The organism is Acinetobacter sp. P1(2025) (genome assembly GCF_051390655.1).
In the GTDB taxonomy this organism is placed as follows: Bacteria; Pseudomonadota; Gammaproteobacteria; order Pseudomonadales; family Moraxellaceae; genus Acinetobacter; species Acinetobacter junii.
In genome coordinates, this window is the sequence record NZ_JBPKBJ010000006.1 from 41,053 (window position 1) to 53,867 (window position 12,815).

8 protein-coding genes, 3 tRNA genes and 1 pseudogene are annotated in these 12,815 nt (G+C 39.0%); 5 read left to right on the forward strand and 7 right to left on the reverse strand.

From position 1 onward, the window contains the following. Nucleotides 1–74: 74 nt before the first annotated feature. Both gltS and ACSC97_RS02775 read right to left on the reverse strand, forming a co-directional pair. Complete coding sequence (gltS, locus tag ACSC97_RS02770; protein WP_004950593.1) at nt 75–1,310, reverse strand: sodium/glutamate symporter; 1,236 nt, start codon at nt 1,308–1,310, stop codon at nt 75–77. Nucleotides 1,311–1,489: 179 nt separating this feature from the next. Beyond that, nucleotides 1,490–2,818: pseudogene (locus ACSC97_RS02775) on the reverse strand (DcaP family trimeric outer membrane transporter). Between the two features lie 424 nt (nt 2,819–3,242). On the opposite strand from ACSC97_RS02775, the gene ACSC97_RS02780 reads away from it, so the two are divergent. Next, a complete protein-coding gene (locus tag ACSC97_RS02780) occupies nt 3,243–3,950 on the forward strand; it encodes a nitroreductase (protein ID WP_099949078.1) in 708 nt (235 codons plus the stop codon). Between the two features lie 21 nt (nt 3,951–3,971). Here ACSC97_RS02780 and ACSC97_RS02785 read toward each other — a convergent pair whose 3' ends face one another. Further along, entirely contained in the window at nt 3,972–5,186 is a 1,215-nt protein-coding gene (locus tag ACSC97_RS02785) for a multidrug effflux MFS transporter (protein WP_436659216.1), read from the reverse strand. Between the two features lie 143 nt (nt 5,187–5,329). On the opposite strand from ACSC97_RS02785, the gene yccS reads away from it, so the two are divergent. The 4 genes from yccS to ACSC97_RS02805 all read left to right on the forward strand — a co-directional run bounded on the left by yccS (nt 5,330) and on the right by ACSC97_RS02805 (nt 11,778). Then, the gene (gene yccS, locus ACSC97_RS02790; protein WP_005402127.1) at nt 5,330–7,504 is read left to right on the forward strand and encodes a YccS family putative transporter; all 2,175 of its coding nucleotides are present in this window, start codon (nt 5,330–5,332) and stop codon (nt 7,502–7,504) included. 79 nt (nt 7,505–7,583) lie between these two features. Then, nucleotides 7,584–8,168 carry a YcxB family protein gene (locus ACSC97_RS02795; RefSeq protein ID WP_004908704.1) on the forward strand — a complete coding sequence of 195 codons (585 nt, stop codon included), beginning with the start codon at nt 7,584–7,586 and terminating at the stop codon, nt 8,166–8,168. 162 nt (nt 8,169–8,330) lie between these two features. After that, a complete protein-coding gene (locus ACSC97_RS02800) occupies nt 8,331–10,868 on the forward strand; it encodes a PepSY domain-containing protein (protein WP_436659219.1) in 2,538 nt (845 codons plus the stop codon). A 124-nt stretch (nt 10,869–10,992) separates the two neighbouring features. Then, entirely contained in the window at nt 10,993–11,778 is a 786-nt protein-coding gene (locus ACSC97_RS02805) for a YdcF family protein (protein ID WP_004950576.1), read from the forward strand. A 31-nt stretch (nt 11,779–11,809) separates the two neighbouring features. Here ACSC97_RS02805 and ACSC97_RS02810 read toward each other — a convergent pair whose 3' ends face one another. From ACSC97_RS02810 to ACSC97_RS02825, 4 genes are all read right to left on the reverse strand, one after another. Continuing rightward, a complete protein-coding gene (locus ACSC97_RS02810; protein ID WP_436659221.1) occupies nt 11,810–12,277 on the reverse strand; it encodes a DUF2750 domain-containing protein in 468 nt (155 codons plus the stop codon). A 94-nt stretch (nt 12,278–12,371) separates the two neighbouring features. Beyond that, nucleotides 12,372–12,447, reverse strand: a tRNA-Val gene (locus ACSC97_RS02815). Nucleotides 12,448–12,585: 138 nt separating this feature from the next. Next, nucleotides 12,586–12,662, reverse strand: a tRNA-Asp gene (locus ACSC97_RS02820). Nucleotides 12,663–12,702: 40 nt separating this feature from the next. Beyond that, nucleotides 12,703–12,778 (reverse strand) — tRNA-Val (locus ACSC97_RS02825). Nucleotides 12,779–12,815: the final 37 nt, after the last annotated feature.

Below are 12,815 nucleotides of genomic sequence, written 5' to 3' on the forward strand. Positions count from 1 at the left end.
TATATGTATATCAAACACATATACGATAAAAATGGATGAATCAAAAAAGCCCCATATGGGGCTTTTGATCCGACTTAGGCAAAGAATTTCAAGATAACTTGAATTACTGTTGCGTTAATTAAATCAACAAAGAATGCACCACATAACGGAACAATTAAGAACGCTTTATGGGAAGGTCCATACATATTCGTAATGGCTTGCATGTTTGCAACCGCAGTCGGTGTTGCCCCCATACCAAAACCACAATGACCCGCAGCAAGAACAGCAGCATCATAGTTTTTACCCATCACACGGAAGGTTACAAAGGCTGCATATAGAGCCATAGTAATGGTTTGAGCACCTAAAATAACAACAAGTGGTCCAGCCAAATCTGCCAATTGCCATAACTTCAACGAAAGCAATGCCATTGCCAAATACAATGAAAGCGACGCGTTACCAAACACATCAATTGCACGATCAAAAATATCAATTTTCAATACGCTTTCAAGAATATTTCGGAGAATAACACCGCCACCAAGCGCCCAAACAAAGGTTGGTAACTCGAACCATGTCCCTTTGCTATAACCCGTCATAAACTCAGCAAATGCAAGACAGGCAGCGAACATACCCAATGTTGTGATTGCATTATCTGCTGTGATTAAACGTACTTGATGTGGGTTTTCAAATGGAGCAAGTTCATCAGGATGTTTATCAAGATGCGTATCGCGATCTTTGATTTCTAATGAACTTTTTTCATGTGCAAGGCTATAACGATTGATCAATAATTTAGCCAGTGGACCACCAATGATCCCACCAATAATTAGACCAAATGTCGCACTTGCCATTCCTAGTGCTAATGCACCTTGAATCCCATGTTGGGTTTCAAGAATTTCACCCCAAGCACCAGCAGTACCATGACCACCTGTGAGCGTGATCGAACCAGCGATCAAACCAACCAATGGATCAATACCTAACAATGACGCAAGACTCATACCTACCGCATTTTGTACTGCGATAAAAGAAGCCACACAGATCAAGAATATAACGAGTCCAATACCACCCTCACGAAGCTTCATAAAATTAGCACTTAGACCAATTGAAGCAAAGAAGATCAGCATAAAACTTGTTTGCAATTGACTGCTGAAAACAATGCTATATCCCCACATTGAGTGCACCAGCAAAGATACAACTGCTGCAACCAAACCACCTGCGACAGGCTCTGGGATGTTGTAACGTCTTAAGAAGTCAATTTTATTAACGAGCAGACGCCCTAATAACAAGACGATAACCGCCGAAATTAGGGTATAAAAACCATTGAAAGTAAATTCCATATCCTCTTCCGTTTATTTCATTAGTTTTTAGATAGTTTTTCCATCACACAACTAATAAAACAGTAACTCTCAAAATGAGTGAAAACTCAATCAAGTTAATAAAAAACATACAGTTCTTTGTAAGAACCCAGCCTGTATTAACAGATGGTTTTCACGGATGATTACACCTATAGGATAGGTTAGAAGTTATAGCGAGCCATTGCTCCTACACGGTTATCCTTACCTTTTTGACCATTGAAGGTTTTGCGTTCGCCATAGATATACTCTAAACCGAACGTGATTGGCGTAACAGGTGAAAACATTACATTCAACCAACCTTGTTGTAGCGTTTTGTTTTGCGCAGTATCTAGCAATGCTTGTTGAGCAAATGCATTGTTATCTTTAGCAAACATCGCGCCATACGCCAAAGTGCTACGAACTTTTGGCGTGATCTGATACGTTGTGCCCACAGTCACAGCATCAAATTCATTGAGATTTAAATCATAATTTGTCGGATTCACATTGAACGCATTATTGGTGTAAAGCAAAAATTTGCTATCACCTTTCACATGTGAGTAATCAAGCATCGCTTGCAAAGAATCTGTAAATTTGTATTTTGCACCCAGCGCAATCCCCCAACCTAAGTCAGATTCATTTGCACTGAGTTGGTGATAATCTTTATCAAAGGCTTCTTTACTACGCACTTCTGTTAAAAGTGCACGAGCTGAAGTTGTCCCCTTACCCTCTGCAAAATCGTATTTGATTTTCGAGCTAAGTGCAGGTGCACGATTATCATCACTACCTTTTTCCAATGCAATCGCATAACTCGTGACAGGATTCAAAGAACCACTGTAGCGAACCATTGGAGTTCGATATGTACCAATACCTAAAGGTGAATTGAAATCAAGCATCTCAGGTTGCAGATCTGTCGCCAAGAATGTTGATGTAGTTTGACCAAACAACCAGTCGTTATAAGTCAAATACGCATGGCGGATACGGATTGTATCGTTGTTAGTTCCACCGCGAAAATCAACTTCTAGCTTTCCACCAACATCTGCACCTTGTACAGGTGCTTTAAAATCTAAGCCCAAACGAGTCACAGTCGCAGTGCTATAAAATCGGTCACTATTTTTCTCATTATTTTCGAGATCGACTTTATTAATTCAGTTAAAAATACCATCGCCACCTTTGGCTTGATAAGAAGCATCTCCACGCAAGAAACCATATAACTTTACATCAGCACCAGATGCTGTTTGAAAAGAGAGTGGCGATTTTTTATTTGTATCAGATGATGGAGTTGTAGTCTGAGCAGCTAGAACTTGAGCTGAATCTGAAACAGGCAATGTAGTTTTTTGTTTTGATTGAGGAACATATTGTTCAAGTAAAGCACGCAACTCTTTCACTTCCTCACGAAGTTGTTGAATTTGCTCTTGCTCAGTAGCAGCCTGTGTCGTGTTCATCATCAAGATAGCAACAGTAAATGCCAAACCCTGAATCAAGAACGGCTTGCGGATGAGAGGTAAACTCATGAGAAGCTCCTTGTATTCGATGTATATTTCAACATTTCTACAAACATAAAATTGGATAAATTCACTATGTTTGTAATAGAAAATCCCCCTCACCCAATCAGTAAGGAAAGCCTAATCAATTTTTAAAAAGGGCGTATTATGCATAAATTTAGAATATTGTGTGTATTTTTTTATTCGAATAAAAACTCAGTTTTAAACAATTTTGGCTAAATAATAGTTCTATTTCATTATGTTACAAATATATTTCTTTTTCACACAAACAAAACAAAACCGCGCATAAATTATTCAGCTTTTACTAATGAAACGAAAATACGATTACTTTTAAAACAAATTTTGCAATACGACTAAAAAACCATCTGCAAAAACACCAGATTCATTTATAGTCTCACCCAATGAGAAAATAGCTAAAAGAGCTGGAGTTTATATGAATACGGAACAAGTCCGTTATGTTGATGAAGCAATAACTTCTCGCCACTCAGTACGTGCATTTCTAGACACACCTGTTGATGTACAAACGATTAAAGACATTTTGTCAGTCGCAAGCCGAGCACCATCAGGTACAAACACTCAACCATGGAAGGTTTATGTGCTTACTGGAAACAAACGCGCAGAGATGATTGAACGCGTCTGTGCAGCTCAGCTTGAGTTATTTCAAAAACCAGAATTAGCAGAGCAGTACAAAGAAACTTTTGCATATTATCCAGAAAATTGGATTTCACCGTTTATTGATCGTCGTCGTGCAAATGGTTGGGGTCTATACGGATTATTAGGTATTCAAAAAGGCGAAAAGGAAAAAATGGCAGCACAACAACTGCGTAACTTTCAGCTTTTTGATGCGCCTGTTGGACTTTTCTTTACTGTCAACAAAGCGATGGGAATCGGATCGAAGATGGATATTTCGATGATGATTCAAAATGTGATGGTCGCTGCTAAAGCACGTGGTTTGGATACTTGCCCTCAAGCTGCATGGAATCACTTTTATCCAATTGTCTTAGATGTACTTGGAGCACCAGATGATGAAGAGCTTATTTGTGCAATTGCATTAGGATATGCCGATCCAGATCACATCGTGAATACCTTTATTACGCCGCGCGAACCTGTCGAAAATTTTACTGTCTTTGTTGGTGAGTAAACTTTAATGACCACAGTATCTCTACAGAGAGATACTGTTCTGTTGTCTTCCAACCTTAAAGATAGCGACCAGTCCTGCTGAAGTAAACATCAACATCATGAGCCCCATGTTCAATGATGCTTTCCAAATCAAAAAGTTCAGAATAACACCACCTAATAAACCACATGCAAACTGCATACTTCCCATGATCGCACTCGCAGTTCCAGCTCGAGCACCTTGTTTAGACATTGCCAAAGCCATTGCATTTGGACCAGTCAAACCAATTCCAGACACTACAAAAAATAAACCAGACATCAATATCCACAACGGAGCGTTATGCATTGATCCTGCAAACACAACACATACAGCACCAAGGAACTGAATCGAACCGCCTAAACGAAGACGGGGATAAATATCCATTCGTGTATTGAGATGCTTATTCAAAGAAGACATCAACATAATTCCAGCAGCATTAAAAGCGAATGCATAGGAGAATTGCTGTTGAGATAATCCATATTGTCCCATAAAGACCGCTGATGCAGAACTGATGTAACAAAACAAAGCTGCACCTGTCAGACAGCCTGCAAACATGGGGACTCTAAAGCTCGCATCTTTTAGAATTGCGGCATAAAGCGTTGTGACTTGATAAGTGGAAAGCTTGAGACGACGCTCAATTGGCAAAGATTCTTTAAAAAAGAAATGGACACATAACCAACAGATCACACCAATAATAGCCAATGCAGCAAAAATCATTTCCCAAGGGAAAAAGTTCAGAATCCAAGCGCCAAACATAGGTGCTAAAATAGGTGCTAGCCCCATGACAATCATCATACTTGAAAATGCTTGAGCTGAACCTTGAACATCCAGTCGATCACGAATCGCAGCGCGCGCAATAACGACACCGACACAGCCCCCAAGCGCTTGAAAAATACGTGCAACGATTAATGCCCATTCATTACTTGCAAACACACATGCCAAACTGGCAATCACATAAAGGGTTAAACCAAAATACAAAGGTTTTTTTCGACCAATCCGATCGCTCACTGGACCATAGATAAGTTGACCAATCGCAAGCCCTAAAAAATAAGCAGGCAAAGTATTTGCGACCATTTGTGTACTCACCCCAAACTCCTCTGCCATTTCAGGCAAAGCGGGTAAATACATATCAATTGATAAAGGACCTAAAGCGGTAAGGAGTGCAAGCAACATAATCCAAGTTGTTGAATATTGACGTGAATTAGACTGCTCGACCTTCATAATACTTCACTTTTCAAGTTTATTCCTGATCTAAGCTTAACACTCTCATGCTATTTTGTGCATAATAATACAGGCTGACTAGCACTTTTGAGATGTCAGTTCCCATACAATAATTCCATGACACGATACGAAAAGGACAGCGCTTGAATCCTTGGTTTGGACGTTTAAAACAATTAACTTATAACACCACGTTTATGTATAACGTGAGGATGTTGATCGCTTTTGTAGGTACAGCTTTTGTTCCTTATTTATTGGATTTTCAACTGGCTACGATTCCATTAACTTTAGGTGTAGTCGCTGCGGGTATCAGTGATATTGATGATCGCTTTTCTGTGCGGATCATGAACTTAATCTACACCTACATCGGTTTTTTTATTACCGCAGCATCCGTTCAATTATTATTTCCATACCCTTTCGCATTTGCTTTTGGTTTGATCGCCTCTTGTATTGGCTGGATTCTGTTAGGTTCGTTAGGGCGACGTTACGCAACGATTGCTTATGGATGCTTGGTGGTTTCGGTATATACCATGCTTGGTGTTCATCTATTTGAAGACTGGTATTTGCAACCTGCATTACTTGTGATCGGAGCAGCATGGTATGGTCTGATTTCAACTATCAGCTTCTTATTATTTCCAGTCCGTCAGTTACAAGATCAACTATCAGCATCTTATAATGCTTTAGGTAGTTTTTTATATGCTAAATCAAACCTGTTTGATGTGGATATGACCGCATCAAGCTACCAACAAAGCATGATTGATTTAGCACTAGAAAATGGAAAATTAATTACATTATTCAATAATTTACGTGTAGCACTAGTCACTCGCCTCAAAGGAGACCGAGGTCAAAAAGATACGCGACGCAGCTTACAGTATTATTTTGTAGCTCAAGATATTCACGAGCGTGCTGATTCCGCTCATATTGATTACCAAAAACTCGCTAAACTGTTTCAGCACAGTGATATTTTATTTCGTTTCCAACGTATTCTTACCATTCAAGGTAAAGCATGTCAGGACTTAGCGCAATGTATCTTGAATCGCACACGTTATACGCATAACAAAAGATTTCAACATAGTTTTGAAAATCTTAGACTGTCATTAGAAAAATTACGTGAAGATAATATTTATGATCAAGTACGTGTGAATGCCTTATTTGCACTCTATCAAAATTTAAAATCGATCGATGCCCAACTGCAAAACTTAGAAACAGAACGCGATTTGCAACTGATCAACGCTCAACAGACTGAACACCAACTTAAAGATGATGATCTCAAAGGTTGGAATGATATTTTTGTTCGAGTCAAACAGCATCTCACACCTGAATCTGTTTTATTCCGACACGCGGTCCGTTTATCTATCGTTTTATTTATTGGCTATATTTTTATTCAAGTTACCAATATTGCATATGGATACTGGATTTTACTCACTGCACTGTTCGTATGTCAGCCAAACTTCAACGCCACAAAACGCCGCTTATATTTGCGTATAGTGGGTACATTAATCGGCATTATTGTTGGATTGGCGATTATCTATTTTATTCCTTCACTTGAAGGGCAATTGGTGATGCTTGTTTTAAGCGGTGTGTTATTTTTCGAACTAAGAAGTAAGCAATATGCTCAAGCAACTGCATTCATCACTATCTTGGCACTGATCAACTTTAATCTTGATGGTTCTGCATTTGCTGCTGGCTTTCCAAGATTTATCGATACACTTATCGGATGTGCCCTCGCATGGTTTGGCGTGAGTTTTATTTGGCCCGATTGGAAATTTCGCCGGCTGCCTCGTACCATCCAGCGTTCTATAGAAGCTCAATGTAATTATCTTACGGAAGTGGTTCAGCAATACCACGAAGGTAAAAATAATGCACTGAATTATCGTGTAGTTCGTCGCGCAGCGCACAATACCGATGCGGAAGTTGCTTCTTTAATTTCCACATTAGCAACTGAGCCAAATATTGATCCAACACAAAAGTCACTTGCATTCGAGTTCTTGTGTTTGAGTCATACCTTTTTGAGCTATATCGCAGCCTTAGGTGCACATCGTGCACAAATCCATGATCAAGAAGTATTGGCTTTACTTGATCAAGCCCTAGATGATATTAAAGGCACATTATTGCGTGATGAGGTTCCAGATTTATCCGCGCAAAACATGTTACAAACCATACGTCAACGACTCAGTACTCATGATGAAGGGGATCCAAAATCCTTGATTATTTTGCAACAATTATCACTCATGTTTGGTATTTTGACTCGCTTAAGCATGCTTAAACAAAGCTTGAGTCATGAGCCAAATCAGGATGGCACTGAGTTTGCATCTCTTTGATTTATCCACCATTGGCATAATATCTTTGACTGCTAATTAATGCTAAACTTAACCTAGTTCTACACTCATTTTTTATACTATGACCGCCAAAACGCTATACGCTTATACGCTACAACCTGTTCCCTACGAAGTTTCCGAAGCTGAACAACGTCAAGCTCAACTTATGATTTGGCGTAGTACTAATAAATTTAGTCGCAAAGCGTGGATCATTATGATTTCGCTTGTGGTGCTTTCTTTAGTGACCGCTGGACTGATTAACTACTACTCTACTTACTCAACTGTATTTTGTTGGGTTGTTATCGTGTTCGTTGCCCTCTTCTACCTGATTAAACGATTCGGTCTTGAGTGGTATGTGAAACGTAAAATGAATGAATTCCCAGTTCAGGAAATTAAAGGTCTTCGTCTTGGTGTTCAACCACACGGTATCGTCATGCGCCAAAAAATGGGCGTTCAAGAAGGTACTGCAACAATCGGTTGGAAAGATATTTATGAGTGGTATAGCTCACCTGACTTCATTTTGGTGAACTTTAAAGTAAAAACACCAAAAGGTGATGAACAACAAGGTGCATATATCCTTCCTAAACGCATGGATTCAAAAAACTTTTCATTCAATACTGTTCGTAAACATTTGAATGAAACTGTAGGCGCTCCGAAAACGCTATAATTAAAAATATTCAAAAAAAGCCTCTCAAAATGAGAGGTTTTTTTTAATATGAAAAATTTAAATGAGAATCAAAATCAATATTACCTACAAAATCCATATTATATTCTCAATCTTGAGTTATAATTTTTTACATGAACTCCACTTTATTTACATTTTTTGACCATGCTTAAAAAAGTCTTCTTCCAAATTCATTGGTTTTTAGGGATCACTGCAGGTTTAATCCTTTCATTGATGGGCATAACTGGAGCAATTTATTCATATGATCAGCAAATCTTAGAATTCATCAATAAAGAGAGCTATGTTGTTGAAGCTGCTTCTACTCCAAAGTTAACCCCAGCCCAGATATTTCAACACTTCAATAAAAAACAACCCGATATTGAGATTAATAGTATTACCATCGCAGCTGACCCTACCGCATCTTCTACAGTAAATATTAAAAAAGAAGGTGCTCGTCGTGGCCATAACATGATGGTCAATCCATATACAGCTGAAGTGTTACCAGAAGTCAAAGGTCGTGAAGTATTACAATTTATCCAACGATTGCATCGGAACTTAACAGCAGGCGAGTTTGGAGCACAAATTACAGGTGCATCAACCTTGATGCTTATCTTTTTTGTGCTGAGTGGACTTTATCTCCGCTTCCCTAAAAAACATTCTTTTAAACAATGGTTCTTTATTAAGCCTAAACTTAAGGGTCGCAATTTTATTTGGGATTTACATGCTGTAGTTGGAACTTGGCTTGTCGTCTTTTATCTCTTATTTGCATGCACTGGTTTGTATTGGTCATATGACTGGTGGCGTGCTGGTATGTTCAAAGTCATGGGAGTTGAACAACCTAAACGCAACGAACCGAACCAAGATAGAAAAAAACCTGAAAAAGAAAAACTTAAACCTGAGCAAGTGACCAACATATTGTCGCAATCGTGGACAGGCGTGAATGCCCAAATTGGACGTGAATATTCATCATTAACGTTTAATATTCCGAAAAAGAACGATGCAAAGCTTGAGCTATCTTTTGTTGATGCTATCCCCCAACATGAACGTGCTCGTAACCAGGCTATTTATAATTATCAATCCAACACTTTTGAGAAATTTGAGCTCTACGAAGATAAGAAGCTAAATGAAAAGATTATGAGCAGTATGCTCCCTGTACATCGTGGAAGCTTTTTTGGTGACACTTATCAATTTTTAGCAATGCTGGCATCTTTAACAATGCCTTTATTTTTCGTCACAGGTTGGATGCTTTATTTAAAACGTCGCAAACAAAAAAAACTCACACTCGCGGTACGAAATACGATCGGTTCTCAAGTTATTGACCCAAATACAAAACCATGGCTCATCACATACGCAAGTCAAACAGGTGTGGCTGAGCAACTCGCATGGCGTACAGCAACATGCTTACAAGAAGCACAGCAAGCAACAATTGTTAAACCTCTTCAACAGTTGACTGAGCGTGAGCTTCAGCAAGCTGAGCTTGTCTTATTTGTGGTGAGTACCTATGGAACTGGTGAGGCACCTGACTTAGCAACTAGCTTCAGCAAAAAGATGATGAAGCAATCACTAGATTTAAGTTCAATGCAGTTTGCAGTGCTTGCATTGGGTTCTAAAGAATATCCTGAAAGTTTCTGTAGTTTTGGGCATGCAATAAACCAATGGTTATTAGCATCGAAGGCATCACCTTTATTTGACTTAATTGAAGTCGATAACGTCAATCCTAATGATATCCAACGCTGGAATCAGGCTTTATCAGAGATTACGCACACAGAACTACATGCAATGAACATTGAAAAAGTATTTGATCACTGGACATTAAGTTCTCGTACACTCCTCAACCCAAATAGTCTTGGGCAACCTGCTTACAATATTGAATTCACCGCTCCTCATGATATGACTTGGCATCCTGGTGATATTGCAGAAATTCAACCAGAAAATACTCCTACAGAGATTCAACGCTTTTTAGAAAAGTACCAAATCTCAGCTGAATCCAAAATCGAATCATTGAATCAGAAAATTGATCAGGCATTACGGAATAAAAATTTACGCGTAGATGTTCTGGCATACAATCATCTTGATGAGCTTATCGAGCAGCTTCCTACCCTACCCACTCGAGAATACTCTATCGCTAGTATTCCTCCGCAGCAAATTCTCAGACTTGTCGTTCGTCAACAGCGTGACCCACAAGGTGAACTTGGGTTAGGCTCTGGATGGTTAACAGAACATATCCAAATCAAAGATAAACTAGCTTTACGAATTCGCACGAATGAATCATTCCATCTGATTGGTGATAATCGTCCAATCATTTGTATCGGTAATGGCACAGGTATCGCAGGTTTGATGAGCCTGTTGCAACAACGTAATCGTCAAAATTACACTGAAAATTGGTTAATTTTTGGTGAGCGTCAACGTGAATGTGACTATTTCTATAAAGATACCATCGAAGCATGGAAAAACATGGGAACTCTAAAACGTCTAGACTTGGCATTCTCTAGAGATCAAGCTCAACGTATTTATGTACAAGATATTCTTCGCAACAATGCTGAAGAGCTTTTAGCATGGATCGCTAAAGATGCTGTCATATACATTTGTGGAAGCATTGAAGGTATGGCAACAGGTGTTGAAGCTGCATTGATCGATCTTCTAGGAGAGGAAAAATTGGATGAATTACGATTATCAGGTCGTTATCGTCGAGATGTTTACTAAGCTTTATTGAATATAGATAAAGATGGGTGATATTCACCCATTTTTTATTCATCAATAGAAGCGTTTGCCTTTCGATGAATTTTGCATACACTTAGCACGTTTTATATCGCTTACGAAAAAGATTATGCAAGCAAGCTCATGGATTCGTATCATTTTAGCTATAGTCGGTTCTATTTTATTCCTAGATGGAGCTATTCTAATTGCGCTTAAAAAAATTCACATCGGTACAGTTTTACCCTTTTTAATTGGACTATTTTTCTGTATTTACGCTTATTTCTATTATCATTTTGAACGGTTTTTCTTTTATCACTTCCGTCTGCATTCTATTTGGCGCTTTGCATGGGCATGTTTTTGGATTTGGATCATTAGTCTAGGGTATTTCTTTAATTATCTGACAGATAACAATCAGAAACCTCAATCTATTCCACCTGTTAAAGCAATTATTGTTTTAGGAACAGGCATCGAGAATGGTCAACCATCAGCAACACTTGCAAAACGTCTTGATCGTGCAGCACCATTGGCAAAAGCTCAACCAGATGCAAAAGTGATTGTCTCTGGTGGAATTGATTTTGGCGAGAAAGATAGCGAAGCAATTGTTATGTCACGCTATTTGCAGCAAAAACATCAAATCCCTGCCACTCAGATTTTACTCGAAGACAAAAGCACCAGCACTGAACTTAACCTCAAGAATAGCCAGCCTCTGCTATCAGCGCATCACATTACTCTTCAACAACCCATTGCAATCGTAACCAGTGACTTTCATACCTTACGTGCGCAAGCGATTGCAAAAAAACAAGGTTATAGCCAAACCATTTTACTTGGATCAACTACGCCTTTAAGCACTCGATATAATGCATGGTTAAGAGAGTATTTCGCTTATGCAAGCGGATGGATATTAAATGAATATTGATTGGGGGGCTCTGCCCCAATCTTTTTTTGATTTAATTATGCAAACGGATATCACGTGGCAGGGGCAATTTTAACTCAGCAAATACATCAGGGCGCTGTAAATAGACTTGATAAAGAAAGTTTTTAATATCTAACAATAATGTATCAGGTGGCACCAATAAATTATTACCTTCAGGTGTCAGATCTAAAGAAAGGATCGTATTATTTTCCTTTAAAAAGGGAATCATCTTTTCAATAAAAGCCAATAATGGAACTTCCTGTAGATGATAGTTTGCCCAATTATCTTTAATTAATAATTTTGCCAATCCTTTACTTTGCCAGATTGATAAAGCATGTTGCCCAGAAGGTGTTGCACACAACGCCCACCCATCATGATACAAAGCAATCACTTGACGCTGCATAACAATTTGTTCAATGAACTGACGATAAGTATCTTTTGGAGAATGATTAGAATTAGTTTGAGATTTCGACGCAGCCTTGCGTTGATAAGGATTTCTCATAAATCACTTCAATTTTAGAATCATTATTGCGGCTAATGATAAAAGAAATGACTTAAAATCACAATCAAGATAGCAAGATATTGTATGGAAGTTATGGTGGGCGCTGACGGGATCGAACCGCCGACATTCTGCTTGTAAGGCAGACGCTCTACCAACTGAGCTAAGCGCCCTGAGCGAGGTAACAAAGCTTGGCTTTGTCTGAGCGCAAGAGAAAAATCTTTGATTTCCCTAATGGCATCTCGTATCAGAGATCAAGTATAAAGATACTTGTTAAAACATTTATTTTCTTGAATAAGGTATCAAGAAAATGGCGCAGCGAACGGGGCTCGAACCCGCGACCCTCGGCGTGACAGGCCGATATTCTAACCAACTGAACTACCGCTGCACTGGGTAACTATCTATTTGATAGTTAATGTCACAAATTATGGTGGGCGCTGACGGGATCGAACCGCCGACATTCTGCTTGTAAGGCAGACGCTCTACCAACTGAGCTAAGCGCCCTGAGCGAGGTAACAAAGCTTGGCTTTGTTTAAGTAAA